General features: G+C 59.8%; 10 protein-coding genes and 6 pseudogenes. 8 read left to right on the top strand and 8 right to left on the bottom strand.

What is annotated here, in order from left to right:
* Positions 1–867: 867 nt before the first annotated feature.
* The 4 genes and pseudogenes from AC0L3L_RS29570 to AC0L3L_RS29555 form a co-directional block, all read right to left on the bottom strand.
* A complete protein-coding gene (locus AC0L3L_RS29570) occupies positions 868–2727 on the bottom strand; it encodes an ABC transporter ATP-binding protein (RefSeq protein ID WP_473640565.1) in 1860 nt (619 codons plus the stop codon).
* Positions 2728–3609: 882 nt separating this feature from the next.
* Positions 3610–3720, bottom strand: a pseudogene (locus AC0L3L_RS29565) (phenazine biosynthesis protein PhzF); the annotation flags it as partial.
* A gap of 132 nt (positions 3721–3852) precedes the next feature.
* Positions 3853–4094: pseudogene (locus AC0L3L_RS29560) on the bottom strand (Tn3 family transposase); the annotation flags it as partial.
* A gap of 788 nt (positions 4095–4882) precedes the next feature.
* Complete coding sequence (locus AC0L3L_RS29555) at positions 4883–5809, bottom strand: LysR family transcriptional regulator (RefSeq protein WP_473640563.1); 927 nt, start codon at positions 5807–5809, stop codon at positions 4883–4885.
* A 116-nt stretch (positions 5810–5925) separates the two neighbouring features.
* Here AC0L3L_RS29555 and AC0L3L_RS29550 point away from each other — a divergent pair, with 116 nt between their 5' ends.
* The 7 genes and pseudogenes from AC0L3L_RS29550 to AC0L3L_RS29520 all read left to right on the top strand — a co-directional run bounded on the left by AC0L3L_RS29550 (position 5926) and on the right by AC0L3L_RS29520 (position 12489).
* The gene (locus AC0L3L_RS29550; RefSeq protein WP_473640562.1) at positions 5926–6912 is read left to right on the top strand and encodes an NAD(P)H-dependent flavin oxidoreductase; all 987 of its coding nucleotides are present in this window, start codon (positions 5926–5928) and stop codon (positions 6910–6912) included.
* Positions 6913–6972: 60 nt separating this feature from the next.
* Positions 6973–8328, top strand: a complete 1356-nt coding sequence (locus AC0L3L_RS29545; RefSeq protein WP_473482632.1) for an MFS transporter — start codon at positions 6973–6975, stop codon at positions 8326–8328.
* A gap of 59 nt (positions 8329–8387) precedes the next feature.
* The gene (locus AC0L3L_RS29540) at positions 8388–8786 is read left to right on the top strand and encodes a tautomerase family protein (RefSeq protein WP_473640560.1); all 399 of its coding nucleotides are present in this window, start codon (positions 8388–8390) and stop codon (positions 8784–8786) included.
* A 104-nt stretch (positions 8787–8890) separates the two neighbouring features.
* Positions 8891–9787 (top strand): alpha/beta hydrolase family protein, encoded by an 897-nt coding sequence (locus AC0L3L_RS29535; RefSeq protein WP_473640558.1) that lies wholly within the window; start codon positions 8891–8893, stop codon positions 9785–9787.
* A gap of 786 nt (positions 9788–10573) precedes the next feature.
* A pseudogene (locus tag AC0L3L_RS29530) lies at positions 10574–10717 on the top strand (IS6 family transposase); the annotation flags it as partial.
* Positions 10702–11246: pseudogene (locus AC0L3L_RS29525) on the top strand (transposase); the annotation flags it as partial. The pseudogenes AC0L3L_RS29530 and AC0L3L_RS29525, both read left to right, overlap by 16 nt.
* A 430-nt stretch (positions 11247–11676) precedes the next feature.
* Positions 11677–12489 carry a TIM barrel protein gene (locus AC0L3L_RS29520; RefSeq protein WP_473640556.1) on the top strand — a complete coding sequence of 271 codons (813 nt, stop codon included), beginning with the start codon at positions 11677–11679 and terminating at the stop codon, positions 12487–12489.
* 14 nt (positions 12490–12503) lie between these two features.
* Here AC0L3L_RS29520 and AC0L3L_RS29515 read toward each other — a convergent pair.
* Positions 12504–12846, bottom strand: a pseudogene (locus AC0L3L_RS29515) (type 2 periplasmic-binding domain-containing protein); the annotation flags it as partial.
* Between the two features lie 461 nt (positions 12847–13307).
* Positions 13308–15467, bottom strand: coding sequence for a S46 family peptidase (locus AC0L3L_RS29510; protein ID WP_473489851.1), 2160 nt, complete (start codon positions 15465–15467; stop codon positions 13308–13310).
* Positions 15468–16117: 650 nt separating this feature from the next.
* Between AC0L3L_RS29510 and AC0L3L_RS29505 the strand changes: the two genes are divergently transcribed.
* Positions 16118–16453, top strand: a complete 336-nt coding sequence (locus AC0L3L_RS29505) for a helix-turn-helix domain-containing protein (protein WP_473640554.1) — start codon at positions 16118–16120, stop codon at positions 16451–16453.
* A 453-nt stretch (positions 16454–16906) separates the two neighbouring features.
* Here the strand turns inward: AC0L3L_RS29505 and AC0L3L_RS29500 are convergent.
* Both AC0L3L_RS29500 and AC0L3L_RS29495 read right to left on the bottom strand, forming a co-directional pair.
* Positions 16907–17200: pseudogene (locus AC0L3L_RS29500) on the bottom strand (ABC transporter permease subunit); the annotation flags it as partial.
* Positions 17187–17420 (bottom strand): ABC transporter ATP-binding protein C-terminal domain-containing protein (locus AC0L3L_RS29495; protein WP_473640552.1); only part of this gene is annotated, 234 nt, incomplete at its 5' end. The gene AC0L3L_RS29495 and the pseudogene AC0L3L_RS29500, both read right to left, overlap by 14 nt.

The raw sequence follows: 17420 nt of genomic DNA, 5'->3' as shown, positions 1-17420 counted from the left end.
CCTGTACGCGGGGAGTTGTTTGTCGCGTCGACCATTCCTGGGCATTGGTGCAAAGACGTTGAAATCCGATGCGATGTCGAGGACGGCTTTGGTCGTTGCCCTTTGTCTGGTGCGCACCGCGCTCGTTGCCCGTTCTACATGGGTAGCGGTGGGATGCCTTGAGCTGGATCAGTTTTAGGGCGAACGGCCTGGTTGAATTCCGGCTCGCGACCCCGTTGCGGGGCCAATTGCAGTGACGTCGGCAAACGAGCCACCCCCCGGCCCTGCCGGTCATGCGTTCGCTGACCCCAATTCCCGAAGCTCGTCGAGCATGGCGACGTCGAGCCGGCTGGGGCAATCTGCCACGCGCCCTTGCTCCTCGGCGTGTTGCCTGCGCCGTTTCGGACCAGAGGCCGCGATAGCACCGGCGCAATTAACCAGCGGTGTTGCGCCACCCAACTCTTGTACCACGCCTTGTGACCCGGTCCGGATTGCACCAGACGGAGTTTGCAATGCGTTTTTCGACTCGGCTCACCCCTCGTATCGTAAGCTTCTGTGTCCTTGCACGTTCGGGCACCGCCTCAGCAGCGCGCTTTGTGTCCCGCGTCCAATCGTCGACGACAGTGAGGATGTGGAACGTCGGAGACGAAGTCGAGCGATCACCACTGCTTAAGACTCGGCGGCACCAGCATCGGCACGGCGGCGGACGGTCAGCTTCTCGCGATAGAACCGAAGAGCTCTTGTGGCATCTCGTCGCCCATTCCCACACATTCGCGACGGAGGCGGCGAAAGCCGAGATTTGTCTACACGCGAACATGCCCGCTCTCTACGACAACAGCCAAGCATTGCGAGCAGCGCGGAGCCGTGACGAACGACCTTCCAGTCGGCTTATCTCTCCTCGGAAGTGTCGGCAATGTGGCCGCCGGCCTGCCGCCGCCACAGGCGGGCATAAAGGCCGTCGCTTTTGAGTAGCTCCGAGGGGGAGCCCTCCTCGACGATGCGCCCTTTGTCGAGCACGACAATCCTGTCCATGCTGGCAATCGTCGACAGGCGGTGGGCAATCGCGATCACCGTCTTGCCCTCCATGAGAAGCTCGAGTTTTCCTTGGACCGCCGCCTCGGCTTCACTGTCCAGGGCGGAAGTCGCCTCGTCCAGAAGGAGGATTGGCGCGTCCTTAAGCAGGACCCGAGCGATGGCGACCCGCTGACGCTGGCCGCCGGAAAGCTTCACCCCGCGGTCGCCGACGAAAGCATCGTAGCCGGTGCGGTTTTCGCTGTCCTTGAGATCTGCCACGAAGCCGTCCGCATCGGCCAGCATTGCGGCGCGTTCGACCTCCTCCGGCGAGGCATCCGGCCGGCCGTAACGGATATTGTCCCCGACAGAGCGATGGAGCAACGAGACATCCTGGGCAACGACCCCGATATTCTCACGCAGGCTTGCCTGCGTTACGGAACGGATATCCTGGCCGTCGACGACGATTGCGCCATCGTTTACGTCGAAGAACCGCAGAAGCAGGCTGACAAGCGTTGACTTGCCGGACCCCGACATGCCGACGAGCCCGACCTTCTCGCCGGCGCGGACCCTGAGCGATAGATTCTCGATTACCCCTTTTCCTTGCCGGTATTCGAACCTGACATCCCTGAACTCGACCGTGCCGCCGACCACGGCCAGCGGCCTGGCTCCGGGGGCGTCGATTACCGTTGGAGGCGTGGTGATGACCGGCATCGCGTCGCGTATCGTGCCCACAGCCTGGAATATCTGCTGCCCTAGCTGGAGAAAGGCCAGGGAGTTGGCGCTGAGCCGCTGAATGATTGCTATTGAAGCAACAAACTGGCCGGTGGTGACAAAACCGCCCACGAGTCCCCACAGACCCACGGCGATGTTGGTGAGCGAAAGAACAACGTTCAGCAAGAAGACGCTGGTGTCGGTTGTTAGGTGAATGCGCCGTTCAAGGTGCTGCGTCTCAATGGCATCTCCCATGATGGTGCGCATTGCGCCCGCCTCGCTGTCTTCGGCCGCAAACAGCTTGACCAGATGGATGTTGCTATAGAGGTCGGTCCGGGCGCCGATGACGAGGCTGTGCGCGCGGGCAGAGTGGCGGGACCGGAGGGAAAAATGAGGCACTGCCGCAACCGCGACAGCGACGTTCGCCACGATCCAAAACAGAACCGGAAGCGCCAGCGGCCAGGACAGCATGGCAAGCAGCGAAAGCGAACCGAGAAACTGCACGAGAAAATACGGTATGCTGTAAGACGCTACGACGATCTGCTGCTGCACCGCGGAGGCGAGTTGCGAAATGCGCGACGCCACCTGGCCGGCGAAGAGATCGTGGAAGAAAGCAAGGTCCTGACGTTCGACCGCCTTGTAGCCCTGCCATTGCATAGCCGCGGGCATGCATACGGACACTGCCTGGGAATCCAACGTTTTGGCGAAGAACCTCAGCAGCGGTTGCACGGGGAACGTTAGCAGCCCGAGGCACGTAAGCGTAGGCCAAGCTTCCTCAAGGAAAACCGCCGCACCGTTCGTGCTCACCCCGTCCACAATGATAGACATGCCCCAGATTACCGCGAGGTTGATTCCCTCGACCGCCATCATGAAGACGGCGATGGCCCCCAGCACGCCGCGGAACATGCGTGCGAAATGCAAAAGCAGCGCAAACGGACCTGTTGCCGGCAACGGCGCGTAGGGGATATCCAGCGGGCGGATAAGCGTCTCAAAGTAGCGATAGATGCAATGCAAAGGCGACATGACGGGTCAAACCGGCTGATCGGAAGAATGGGTGCGGCGCATCGGAGGAGTGCGACCGCGCTCGCGCCACCTGAACGGCCAAGCGCGCGTTCCTCGTCCACACACAATGCGTTCCTGGCGCGCTTCGAGCGGACCACGCAAGGCTAAGGGGCGCATTTGAATGTACATGCGCGCTGTGGCCACGTTCGAGAGCTGCATAGGGTCGCCCTGGTAGTGCTGGTGGACGGCTTGGCTGAAGGAGGCGCGATCTACGAGGAGGCGCCGCGGCTGGCTAGAGCGGTCCAGCTCACAGTTGTGGCTGGGTTTCATCGTCCTGTTCTGGCCGTCTAATTGCGGGCATCGAGCACGCTCCTGGTCGATTTCTCGGTCCTCCACGACGCCCTGCCGACGTCTCACTTACGAGATCAAAGCAATTTGCGTGCCGGATTCGCGCTCCGTTTCGTTCCACCGCTTGCTCGCCAGCCGGTGCCTGGCTGTAACGGCCAGCGGGTGGGGCTCCGACATTCTTGTTCAGTTTCGGACACGCTCGGGAAGACCGAATGGAACCTCGAGCATGTAATCGTCGCACCCGAGCCGAATTTCATCCTCACCGGCTCCCGACCAGGGCGCTTGCTGAAAAGAGCGCTTGCCGCGCCAGCCATGGTTTCGCGGTAACCGCCGCAACCTTTTTCTGATATCGACCTGCGGGTTCACGGAAGAAGCCGATCCCGCGCGTCGCGCGATCGAGCGACTGCCGATCATCTGCGGGGAAGGGACATTCCCTCACGACCTGATCTTTGCATCGGACATTTCGGTCGAACGATTGCAGGAGCTACTCCATGACGGCGTTTAGAAGCCGGGGTCGCTAGGCTGTCGCTGAAGATCGACCACGTTGCGAAAGAGCGGCAGTTTCGCCAGATCGAACTCGTCGAAGGTCGGGCCGTCGTGCTTGCTCACCGCGCAACGCACCGGTCCGATATTCTCCTCCAGCACGAAGATGCCGGTCGCCTCGCCAGGGAGTTCAGCACCACTGCACTGATGCGATTGCAGTTAAAATGAAGAATCCGAGCTACGCCATTCTCGCAATAAACTGCCAAACCTGACTGAACGACTGCGTTCTCACTATTAACTGCCAAGCGACACTTCGTGGATTTCGCGCCGGAAGGCTTCCGAGCCGAGATAGCGGTGAGAAAAATGGTCTTGATTGCCTTGCCGAGTTGGGCCAGCGCCCTGTAGCTTGGGCGCTGCACGCTCGCCCGCGCAAAGCGGCGCAGGATCGATTTCGCATCGGCCGTGCGGTGCTGCAGGGCCGCCGCATATTTGATCAACTCGTCATACTGCTGCTCGATGAGGTTCCAGTCGATCGCCCGTGTCAAGATCGGCAGAAGGCTCGCGCGCCATTTCGGTGTCGGGCACGCCGCACTTCATCGGCAAGAGAACGGGCGACGGTTCCGGCCACGGTCGCCAACCATCTGGTGGCGCACCGCGACGGTCCGGCTCTTATGCCAGGGGCGAACTGGGGAGCACATGCGCCCCCTGCCATGACGCACGCATCCAGAAGGAAGAGGTGAGAGGTTACGCGAACGGGTGTGATGGAGTGGGAGGCGCATCGCGTTCGACCATCCGTGGAATCGGCAGCCTTGATTAAGGTCTGCGACGTCTGACCAAGGCCATCCATGGCGGAGTGCTCTCGCTGAGGTTAAAGGCAGCCTCTTCGGCTTCGTACCGGGTCAGCCCGGTGAGCGGCCGACCGTATCTCTCGGCGGGAAGCCCTGTCAGGCTATCGATCACAGACCACAGCCCTGGTTCCGACGGCAGAATCTTGTAGCGCCTCATCGAGCCCTCGCTTGCTAGAAGCACAGAGAACTCCCGCTTTACCGCAAAGTTCCGCAGTGCAGCATCAAAATGTTGCGACGCACTATGAGGGATGCAGTTCATATGACGGGCGGGGTCCTTTTGGCGCGCTGCCCGGCTGCCGGGTGCTAGTCGCCGGCCCGGCCGGCCTTGATAGGGCAGCTCTGGGCTTCGACGTGTCACGCAGCTCGGCGTTCCGGCTCGAGCGGCACGGCGAGCTCGTGTATGCGCGCATCGGGGCAAACCCGCCGGGCGATATCGCAAAGATGCTGGTGATGCGTCAGATAGATCTGACTGACCCCTTGTTTTTGCTCCACCTTTCTTAAGCCCGCTGCAGTTGTCGGACCGGCTCTGGTCCTGCCGGCTGGGGCCATGAATGCACCTCAGACGCCACTGCCATGAAAGCCTGAAGTGCCGCGGAGAGATACTCGTCTCTCCGCGTCACAAAAACAGTCGGCGCCGACCGCAGATTGTCAGGTAGCTGGTGTATGATGACCTGTCCGTCGGCTGCCGCATCCTGAACGACCCCCCGAGGTAGCATGGCCATCCCTACCCCGGCGGCGACGCAGCCGATGATCCCGTCCATTGTTCCGAGTTCCATCCAGCGGACATGCGTTACCCCACACACCGCCAGGAACATGTCCATGCGCCGGCGATAGGAACAGCCCGATCGAAAAGCGAGGACTTTCAGAGCCGGCGATGCGGCCAAGGCCTTCAGATCCGAAAGCTCGCGAAACCGCGGCGAGGAGATCACAACGAGCTCCTCTTCGACGATCGATAGGCTCTTCAGTTCGGGATGAGCGATGGGGCCGGAGACGAACGCGCCATCCAGTTTGCGTCCGACGACCTCGCTGACGAGCTGTTCCGTCGGGGCAGCCTCCACCAGTACGTCGACCTCTGGATATTCTGCAGCATAGCGGATCAGGATCGGCGGAAGGCGAAGCGCTGCAGTGGTCTCCATGGAGCCGATCCTGAGTAAACCGCACGGCGTACCGCGGTCTGTGACGACGCGCTTGGCTTCGTCCAGAAGCTCTCCGACGCGCTCGGCATAGGGAACGAGCTGAATGCCAGTGGCTGTCAGTGTAACCCCTCGCCTGGAGCGATGAAAAAGCGGAGCACCGATTTCCTCCTCAAGCGATTTTATTCTCGCGGTGACGTTGGATTGCACCGTGTTGAGCACACCGGCAGCCCCTCCGATACTGTTTGCTCTCACCACCGCCTGGAAAAACCTGAGGTCGGCGCTGTTCATCGGCCATCTCCTTTTCAGATGAAAAACATCTGATCTAATCGTTTGTCTTAAGTCAAGTGTCGCAATAGCGTCAAAGAAAAATTTCCGGGAACTTCCTCAAGCTGGGAGAAGTATTGATGACGATACGAACGCGTCTGACAGAATTTTTCGAAATCGAGCATCCCATCATCCTTGCCCCGATGACCCCGGCCGCGGGTGGCGCGCTTGCGTCCGCCGTCGCCGACGCCGGCGGTCTGGGCCTGTTGGGTGGGGGATATGCTGATCGTCAATGGTACGAAACAGAGTCGTCGCTGATTACCAATGAACGCGTTGGCTGCGGGTTCATCGCCTGGGCAGTCGAAGCCGACCTTGATCTGTTTGACCGCGCACTTGCGGAGCGTCCGTCCGCGATGATGCTTTCGTTTTCGGATCCGGCGAAGCTCGCGGCACGGGTCAAGCAGGCGGGTGTTCCGCTGATTTGCATGATCCACACACTCGAACATGCCCGGCGCGCAATCGACGTTGGCGCCGACGTTCTTATTGTTCAGGGGACCGAGGCCGGCGGCCATGGCCTGGTCGCGCGGTCAACCATGCCCTTCGTTCCCGCAGTCGTGGATCTGGTGGCAAAGATTTCGCCTTCTGTCATTGTCGTGGCGGCAGGCGGCATTGCCGACGGTAGGGGCCTGGCCGCTTCGCTGATGCTCGGAGCAGACGGGGTCCTGATGGGAACCAGGTTCTGGGCTACGCGCGAGTCGCTCATCCATCCGGCAGCCAAGGACAAGGTAGTCGCGGCCTCTGGCGACGAGACAATCCGGACTTCCGTCTACGATATCGTCCGTCAGAAGGCCTGGCCCGCTGGCTATACCGGCCGACTGCTCAAAAACGGCTTCATCGACAAGTGGCACGGGCGGGAAGAAGAGCTGCGCACGCTGCATTCCGAAGAATTGTCGAAGGTCGAGGCGGCATGGGCCTCCGGCGACTATGACACGGCCAACGTGACTGTCGGTGAGGCGGTGGGCCTCATCAACGATCTGCCGTCGGCGAAGGACATCGTTCGCCGAACGGTGCGCGAGGCAGGCGAAAGACTTGGGGTCTACGCATTCGATCAGCGCATCGCGAGCTGACTTACCACGGCCCTGAAGAGAGGGCCGACTGCTTTCAAAACATAAAAGGGGAACTGCAGCATGCAACAGCTACAGGAAAGGGGCGACTCCGTCCGCAAACCAGGTATCTGGACCGTCGTCCTTGCATCAAGCGCCGGCACGGTCATCGAATGGTACGACTTCTATCTTTACGGAAGTCTGGCGATTTTCTTCTCAACGCTCTTCTACCCTGCCAATGAACCGACGGCAGCTGTTCTGATCAGCGTCGCAACCTTTGCCACAGGCTTCCTCGTGCGCCCATTGGGAGCCCTGCTGTTCGGCAGCATCGGCGACCGCGTCGGACGCAAGAGCACGTTCTTGATGACGCTCCTTCTGATGGGCATTGCGACCGCGCTCGTCGGCGTCTTGCCAACCTTTGAGACCGCGGGATATTTCGCACCGATCGCTCTTGTGGTCCTTCGGCTGATCCAGGGATTGGCGATAGGCGGCGAATACGGCGGCGCCGCCGTTTACGTTGCAGAACACGCACCGGCGAACCGGCGCGGGTTCTTCACGAGCTTTATCCAGACAACGGCAACCGTCGGCTTTTTTCTGGCGATTGTCGTCGTGCTTACGTGTCGGCTGTCGCTCGGCGAAGAACTCTTCAAGCAATGGGGTTGGAGAATTCCGTTCCTGCTATCATCGGTTTTGATCGTGCTGTCCCTTTATCTGCGCCTCAAGCTGAGCGAATCCCCGGTCTTCGAGGAGCTTCGCAAAGGCGGGAAGACCGCAAAGAGCCCAATCCGTGAGAGTTTCGCCACCGGTGATGGCGTGCGTTATGCAGCCTTTGCACTGTTCGGGGCGACCGCCGGCCTGGGGTGCGTTTGGTATACAGGCCAGTTCTACGCACTGTATTTCTTGCAAAGCGTGCTGAAGCTTGACTTCCTGACAGCGAACATTTGCCTTGCTGCTGCTTTGGTGATCGGAACGCCCCTCATCGTTTTCTTCGGCGCCTTGTCCGACCGGATCGGCCGTCGCAAGTTGATTGTCACCGGTTTCATTCTGGCAGCCGTGTTCTATGTTCCAATCTATCAGGGCATCGCCGCCGCCGTCGCTGCCCAGAACTTCGTTTTGGTAACAGCGCTGATCGTCGCCCAACTCGTTTTCGTCGGATTGGTCTATGGCCCTATGGCAGCTTTCCTCGTCGAGCTCTTCCCGGCGAAATTGCGCTACACCTCGCTCTCGCTGCCCTATCACATCGGAACAGGCGTGTTTGGCGGCTTTGTTCCCCTCATCAACCTGTCGCTGGTTGCCTACACGGGCAACATCTATGCGGGCCTGGCCTATCCCATTGCGATCGCGATCATGAGCGCAGTCGTAAATGTTCTCTGGTTCCCCTGCGCGCTGGCTGGGGAGCCCGAGGCTGCCCCAACCGGCCTACCTGCGAGGACAATCTGAATCTTCACCGGGACGCCGAGTGCGCGTCCCCGCCCTCTTCCTATTTCCGAGGACGACCCATGCCGCTGATAAAAATTAACCTTCTGAAGGGCCGATCGCCTGGGGAGCAGGACAAGATCCTCGACTGCATCCATGAGGCGGTGGTCAGGGCTTTCCATGTACCGCCAGCCGATCGCTATCAAATCCTGATCCAACACGAGAGATCGCATGTGCGCGCGGAGGATACCGGTCTTGGTCTTTTTCGCAGCGACAGGCTGATCATTATCGAGGTGGTCTCGCGAGCGCGGTCAACTGACGACAAACAGGCCTTCTATCGTTTCGTTGCAACAGGGCTTTTGGATGTGTGTGCGATCGACCCTGCAGATGTTGTGGTCAGTATCGTAGAAAATGGTGACGCGGATTGGTCCTTCGGCCTTGGTCGAGCTCAATTCATAACCGGCGAACTTCGCGGAAATTAGGCATCGCGGCGGTGAGACACGTCAATGTCTAATGCCAGTCCGATACGGCCGCGCCATCAGCTTTGACCGGCCGCGCAAATTCAAACAACAAGGAGAGAGCAGCTATGAAACAGCTACACCGAACCGTTGCAGCGTCACTGGGAATGCTGATGACAACTTTTTTAGTTTCGGCGCAAGCCAAGGAGGCCACCATCAAGTTCCAAGTCGAAGGCCAGACAATCGTAGGCACGATGGTCACGCCGGATGATGTCGCGAATCCTCCCGTCATCCTGATGCTTCACGGTTTCACCGGCAGCCGCAACGAATGGAGTTCGGAGGCGGTGAAGGAAGGCCTGTTCGGGCGTGCCGCGCCGGTGCTCGCAAAGAATGGCATCGCTTCGCTTCGGATCGATTTTCGCGGCAGCGGCGCGAGCGACGGCAAATTCGAAGACATGACCGTCGAAACCGAGATAACGGACGCACAAGCGGCGCTCGACTTCCTATCGACGAATGACAGCGTCGACGGCAAACGTATTTCGTTGATGGGAATGAGCCTGGGCGGTGCGGTCACGACAGCAGTTGCCGGCCGGACGAAAACGCCTTTAAAGTCTGTCGTGCTCTGGAACCCCGGCATCAATCTTCCGGCAGCGTTCATCTCCATTTTTGGCGAGAAGCAGATGGCGGAAGCTGTGACAGCGGGCGATAAAGTCTATCCGGCCAAGCGCGTCGGAGATGGGAAGGAAATTCCCTTGAAAGGCCGCTTCTTCGAGAGCCTATACGCGGTGCAGCCTGCCGGCGAAATCTCGCGCTACAAGGGGCCGCTGTTCCTCGCGGTCGGCACGCGCGACAGCATCGTCTTTCCCCAACCCGTTCTCGCCAAGTCGTTGCTGGCTTATCACGACGGTCCGGAAGAACTGTGGGCTGAACCCGTTGATCATGGTTTCGGCGTTGAACAGAGTGCCAAGACCGTGGACAAGCTGATCTTAGCGACGGTCGCCTTTCTAAAGTCCAATGGCGAATAATTTGCGCGTCGAACGGCGCTCGCTCGGCCGCCAATGCCGCCGGAATTGGCGGCGTCTTAGCGAAAGCGGTAACGCTCGCCTGTCAGTTATCCTTCATGCAGGATGCCTGCCCGCGTGAACCTGCCCGCGGCTCTTCGCTCGCGGTATCGAAATACTCGAAGAGCCCGGACGCCGCCTGGATTTTCATGCAGTGGTTCCCGAGTACATCCGCCCCGTGACGACCGGAAGAAAAATTCGAGCTGATCGTAGGCCGCTCGCTGGCTGAAGACGGCGCGGCTATGATCGCGAACTGCAACGGCGTACTCTCGACCAAGAAGCACCCAATCAGGATATTACCTTTCGTACCGGCAGTTGGGAAGAAGTCCCGTCGCACGCGGAAATGATCGCAGGCGAGCGAGCATGTCCTCGACTGGTTCCATATCCCCATGCGCAATGGAAGCCGCTTCCTTCCGCGGCTAACCCGCTCCTGCCCCGTAACTGCGCGCAGGATTGCTGGCCGGCGTCGCCATCGTCGAGCGCGCCGGGCCTGCGATGCTCGAGATGCTTCACGCCCGTACGAGAGGAGCATCAGGATTTGTGGGGCGGTCAAGCCGCGCGGACCATTTCGCCGTTCTCGTGATTGTCGTTCGCCATGCCGGGATACCATTTGCCGGAAGGTCGACCGCAGGGAGCCATCGAGGGTCTGCGTGCGGGTTTTCAGCAGAAGATGTGCGCGAGGCTGTGTTGCAAAGTCTTCGGTAACCAGGCGCATGGCACGGCCTCTGGTAGTTTCGCCGGAGAGTTCAGATGTTCAAGGGCCGCCATTTCGACCAGTCCGTCATTCTGCTTTGCGTTCGCTGGTATCTGGCCTACGGCTTGAGCCTTCGCGATTTGAAGGAAATGATGGCCGAGCGCGGCATCAGTATCGATAGGCGCCGGTTATGGCCATGGTGCAGCGACCGACCGACGTCACGACCGGCGCTCCGGCCGGTGACGCGCGTGCCGCGGTCGTGACCGGTCTCTCAGCGCGAGCAAGCGACGCGTCATTAAAGCGCAGATCGAGTCGAGAGCTCATTTGATGCGACGAGTGGAAAGCATTCATGGCCATTGGTGAGAAGCTTTGCCAAGCAGGAGACCGTGAAGCATTCCAGTGGTGAGTATGTTCGCGATGCCGCCCACGTCAATTCGGTAGAGGGCTTCAACTCCCGCGTCCGCCGTACCATCGCCGGCGTCTTTCATCATATCAGCCAGCAGCATGCCGACCTTTCCACGAGGTTGGCTTCGATGGTCACAGCGCGTGGTATCCGGGAGCGCCGTTCGGAAAACCCGGCATGGTCTAGAAGTCTTGAGGACCATCTGGTCGCGCGTGCCGCCGGCGCTGCAGCTACTGAGCGTTTTTCGCGTCGCCACGGGGCGTCAGATGCGCCGAAGCCTGGGTGGAGGAATCATCATCAAATCAACCGTAGCTGCCTTTGGTTGATAAATGCCTCGTACGATTTTGAGCAGTTCTTGTTCCGACCCCATCATGCGAAGATCGTGTGACTCTCCAAGTTTTGGCAAAACGAGAGGCATCCCACAGATGGGGCACTCGGCTGCTGCGGGTCACCTTCGACGACAGTCACACTTACTGATCTCGATTTGATTGTTGAACCTCGGTCTTAAGAGCAGCAGTGCTGACCTCGAAATGAGTTTGGCCGCATGGCACGCGCAAGCGGAGCACCCTGGCCAGCCATTGTGCTCCAATCCGTGCTGTTTGCTCTCACAACCGCCTGGAAAAACCGGAGGTCGGCGCTGTTCATCAGCCATCTCCTTTTCAGATGAAAAACATCTGATCTAATCGTTTGTCTTAAGTCAAGTGTCGCAATAGCGTCAAAGAAAGATTTCCCGGAACATTGAAGGAAAGCCAAGCCATGCGCCAAGCAGCGCCCCGCTTTGCACTCGACCACATGGCGACGTCCGGACTCGACGTCAGGGCACTTTTCGCTTTTGCCCGTGACCAGGGCCTGACCGATGTCCAGATCCGCAGCCAACAGCGCAGCAATGCTATTGCACGCGGCATGCCGGCGGCGGACGTCCGGTCTGCCGCCGCCGAAGCAGGCGTTGGGATTATTTCCATCAATGCCTTGCAGCGCTTCAATGAGTGGACTCCTGCCCGCAGGGCCGAGGCGAGCAGGCTCGCCGATTATGCGGCGGCCTGCGGAGCCAAGACGCTCATGCTGGTGCCGGTCAACGATGGCTCCTGGCCTGCCAATGGCGAGCGCCGGGGCGATCTCCGCGTCGCCTTGAAGGCGCTCAAGCCGGTCCTCCAGTCGCGCGGCCTGATCGGTCTCATCGAGCCGCTGGGCTTCCAGACCTGCTCGCTTCGATCGAAGAACGAAGCGGCTAAGGCCATTGCCGCCATTGATGGCCAGTCCGTCTTCCGGCTCGTGCACGACACGTTTCATCACACGCTCGCCGGGGAGCCGTTCTTCTCCTGCGAACTGACCGGTCTGGTGCACATTTCAAGAGTGAACGATCCAATCCACTGGATTTACCCGGATCGCGTCCTATTCGGTTCCGACAATGGCAGCCAGATCCGGGCGCTGCTTGAAGGCGGTTATACGGGCCCCTTCTCATTCGCACCGTTTGTCGACGCAGCCCACCCGCTGGACGATCTCGCAGGCGCACTTGCCGCGAGCATCGATCTAGTCCAACAAGGGCTATTGACGCGAATGGCGGCGTGAGACGCGGGAGTAAATTAGGGGTGTCTGAGACGGCTTTTGGCGTCCCGCGGAGGAGTCATTCGAGACGCCTCCTGTAACAATATCTCTCGCATCCAGACGCTTGCCGCATCACTGTTGTGAAGGGCGGGCCATTGGAGGGCCTCGGTGAATGCGGGAAGCGGCAGCGGAAGTTCGATGATCCGCAGCGGGAAGGTTGTCTTGAAATGCTCAACCAGCCGGAAGGGCATGGTCGCTATACGATCTGTGCCTGAGACCATCGGCGGATCGTGCTAAACGCCTGCACGATAACCTCGACACGTCTCTTGAGGCCATGCTCAAGAAAAACCGCTCCTCGATGGAGGGCTTCAGCTCGGACCCTGAGTAGTGCGATTAACGAACGTCACTTCGATGGTCGAACGGGTGAACCGCTTCTATCGAGTCGTCGCCCGTGGCGCTTCCATTCCCTATGCTGCCTTCATTTCGCGGTCCTCGCCAAACTGTTCAGACAAATCAAGCCAGCTCTCCCGAGGACAGACGCCGGCAAGCTGTGCGTGGACTTAGCGAAACAGCCGTCCGCAATTCAGCCCTGTCCAGAGTTTGCGAAACACGCAAAAAAGATGAAAGTGCGATGTTCAGCGCATCGGTGCGACTGCACAGATTAAGTCATTTGAAGTTATGCCAAGGGGGAAACGGTATTGGGCAACGGCTCAGGCGCTGGCGAACCTTGAATGTTGCGCATGCATTGGAGCGCCGGCCGATTCGAGCACGATCAACGATCGCTGTGGCAAGCTCACGTCAATGTCCCCGAATTGCATTTCCCTACCACCAGACTACCCCGCTCAGGAGCGCGACGCCGGCAGCACTCCCATCTCCTTGAGCAACCGGCCAGCGCCGTCAATCTTGTCCATGATCCAGAGCATGAAGCGACTGTCGACATGGATGCTGCGATTGCGGTCTGCGGCATATGCCCAATCGGAGATCACTCCATCAAGCGTGCCATCGAAGGCGAGGCCGACGAACTCGCCGCGCCCATTCAGCGTGGCCGAGCCGCTATTGCCGTTGGTGATGTCGGCGGTGGACAGGAAGTCGACTGGAAGCGTGCCCAGCGCCGGCGCGACATAGGGGCCATAATCCTTGGCTCGGATCGCTGCGATAGCCGCATCTGGAGCATCGAACTCACCCTTGCCCGTTTCTTTGGCCAGAAGTCCCTCCGCCGTGGTAAAGGGCATCCAGATCTGCCCGTCGCGTGTTCGCCCCGCCACCTTGCCCCAAGTGGTGCGCAGCGAGCCATTCGCGTCGGGATACATCGGCCGGCCGATTGCCTGCCGATAGGCACGCTGGCCGTGCATGTAGATGGCGCGAGCCGCCTGGCTGCGTCCAGCGCGGTCCTTCGCAGCGTGCTCCGCAGCTAAGTCGCCGGGGTAAAGAGCGAGCGCCAGCTTAATGAAAGGGTCCTCCGACGCCTCGAAGGCAGCAGCGGGCTTGTCAAGCCAGCCGAGCCGCATTGCCGTGTCTGCGAGTTTGGTGTCTGCATAGAGTCGGTCAAGGCCAATTTGGCCCAAAGCGCTTTCGAAAGCAGTATCGCGATCCTTTGCGTCCAGCCGGCGATATTCGTCGAGTGCGGCCTCGAAAAGCTTTCGATCGATGTCTGGCAAATAGCGGCGTTCGATCTGCGTCAGCTGATCCGAAATTTCTTTACGGTCACGATCCTGAAAGCCGCTTTCACGGTCTTCATCGGGCTTCTCGTGCTCCTTTGTCCAGCGATAGAGAGTGCGTGCCGATGACAGTAGTTGCGCGCGATTGAGCAACGCCTGGCGCAGCCTCGCCAGCGAAGCCCGGCTATTCTCGCCCACCATCGCGTCCAGTTCGCGGATTGCTGCGTCAAAGCGCGTCTGCCGCACGGGATACTCAGCGACCCAGGCGCGAAAAGCTTCCTCCTCGGTAGCCTTGCGCGCGTCGAGGCCGATCGCGTCGGCGCCGGCTAGATCGCCCGCCAGCTTCTTCTTGTAGTTTTCCACGCCTTGTAGGATGGAGGCGTAGCGGATCTGCGCTTCGCGATTGCCTGCCGTGGCTTGGTTGATCTGAGCGGCATAATCCGAGAGCAAACGCTGGGACAGTGGTTCGTAGTCGGCGAAGTTGAACCGGACTTCATCGGCGGTGAGGAACCGCTGGGTTGCGCCGGGAAAGCCGGCGACCATCACGAAATCGCCTTCTTGGACGCCTTCACGGGCTATGGGCAGCCAACTCTTTGGCCGGTAAGGCACATTGTCACGCGCATAGGGCCGGGAGGAACCATCAGGAGCGACATAGGCGCGATAGAAGCCGAAATCGCCTGTGTGGCGCGGCCACATCCAATTGTCCGTTTCGCCGCCGAAGTTACTGATGCCGGGCGCGGGCGCGTAGACGAGGCGCACGTCCTCAATTTCGAGCTTCTGCTGGAGATGGTAGGAGGCGCCGCCATAATAGGGCATCACGTCGCAGCGGCGATTGGGCTGTTCTTCACACGCGGCGATCAGCGCCTTGCGGTTCGCTTCGAGCCGCTCATAGCGGGCAAAGCCGTTCAGCTTGTCCGAGACGCCCTTGAGCATGTCAGCGGTCACATCCCGCATATCCTCGATCACATAGATGCGGCTGCCGGGCGCCGCAGGCAATTCTTCACCCAGGCTCTTCGCCAGAAACCCGTTGGTGAGATAGTCTTGGCTCTCCTTGCTGTTGTACTGGATGGATTCCAGCACGCAGTGATGGTTGGTGGCGACCAGTCCTTGCGGACTGACGAATGAGGCGGAGCATCCGCCCAGTGAAACGATCGCGTTAAGCGGAGCAGCGTCCAGACGGCTCAGCTGCGCGGGATCGATCTGGAGCCCATCCGCGCGCATGGCCGCGCCGACTTCTGCACTCTGGGCCGGCATCCACATGCCTTCGTTCGCCGATGCAGCAGTGGCCGTCCACAGCAAGGCGATGGCACTTACCCAAGCAACCCTATCACATTCGCAGTTCATACTGGTGTCTCTCCCACTCTATCTACTGTCTCCGCCGACTGGATCGATGAGCTATCGGGCTGGCCGGCGACGCCAGCGCCTGCGCGGCTGCCACTGGGTGAAGACTAAGGGGACGGTCAACGCAAACATCTGAATGACGCTTCCCTCACATCGTATCGGTTCCGTGCAACGTTTGCGGATTATCCGTTGCACTAATCGTGCCAAATGAATAAAGCTTTCAACGACCCAAATGGTAAGCTGCCTTCCATGTCCGACCTCCGACATTTCGTCGTAGACCCGACACCCTCGTCCTCGCCAGCGACGAAGCCCGCTGCCGAACGGCCGTCGCTGGCCATTAATTGTGAGAGTGCGTTTCTTCACCTAGCCGTATACGCCGAAGACCATGCGGTATCCTGGGCATATCCTTGCTGGTGTTCGCCGGTCGGGAAGTGGAGCGACCCATCTGCGAACATCTGAATTATTATCGCCGCTTGAGGCGCCGGGCGGTTCAGGAACTGCTCAGCTCCCGTTCCGCTGTGCCAATTATGCGACTTTGACCTGTAGCAGCTAAGTTAAAATGTCCGGATCTGGCAAAGTAGGAATGTCGCTCCTGCCTTGCCAATCTGCCCGCATTCGAGAGCGCGGGAGATTGCAGATTGGGACTGGTTCTGATGAGCGAACGCGAGCTGCGGCGTATCGAGGTTTTGTCGAAGATTGTTGAGCGGCGAATGACGAGCGTTGCGGCGACAAGTTTGCTCGGCGTTTCAGTTCGTCAGATCCAGCGGCTGTTGAAGACGTTCCAGGCGGATGGCGCTGGGGCTCTCCGGCACAAGGCGCGTGGCCGGCGTTCCAACAATCGCATTGTCGATGGTGTTCGCGACTTCGTGCTAGAGCTGATCCGCGAACACCACATCGACTTCGGTCCGACGCTTGCCCGCGAGAAGCTGATCGAACGGCATCAGCTGGCGGTCAGCAAGGAGACGCTGCCTTCGCCAACAAGGTTTTAGCACGCCTGATCTTCCTCGATGAGACGTCGACCAATACCAAGCTGACCAAAGACACCGGCTGGGTAGCGAAGGGCGAGCGCTTCAGGACGCATGCGCCGCCATTCGGCCAATGGCAGACGCAGACCTTCATCGCTGGGCTGCGATGCCACGGTCTTGTCGCACCGTTGATCATCAACGCGCCGATGAACGCCGCCATCTCCGAACGCTACGTCGAAACTCTCAAATCGCTCCCGAACTGATGCCCGGCGAGGTGCCGCTGTCAATCTCGAAACGAGATGACGGTCGCTGGGGTCGCAATCGAATGAGCTTGATCCGGGGCCCGTCCTTTTTGCGTGCGAATGTCTGGTCCAATGGTTATCAGGCAGGGAGCAGTTGTATCCATCATTTGGATGCATCGATCCAAACAATCTATTTGTTCAATTTATCACTCTTCGCAAAAAGCTTTCCGCGGTCCGTCATCGGCGAGCGATTGACCAGCGGCCTGAGCACAGTCCGCTCGATGGTGAAGCCCAGCGCGACCATGACCGCGAAGGTGATGAGCAGCGAAAGCGCGAAGGGGATGCCGCGTTCGACGAGGCTGACAAAGGTGAGCGCTGCGAACAGCACCATCGACCCTTGCGCGAAGTTCAGCACGCCCGACGTCTTGTAGATCAGCACGAAACCGATGGCGACAAGCGAATACATGACGCCTGAGAGCAGGCCGCCGACCAGCACCTCGATGACGAAGAGGAAATCATAGTAGCTCATCAGTTGTCCTCGCCATTCCCGCCATCGGCGGTGCCGATATAGGCCGGATCACTGCCGGATCGGTACTGACCTCGGCCGGCGTCCCGTCTGCGATCTTGCGGCCGTAGTCGAGCACCGCGACCCGGTCGGAGAGTCCCATGACCACGCCGATATCGTGCTCGATCAGGATGATGGTGACGCCGTGTCGGTCGCGCGCGGCGCGCACAAACCCGGCCATCTC

The sequence above is a fragment of the Mesorhizobium sp. WSM4849 genome (genome assembly GCF_055811385.1).
Note: the sequence above shows the minus strand (reverse complement) of the source record. Positions and strands in the feature narration are given on the sequence as shown.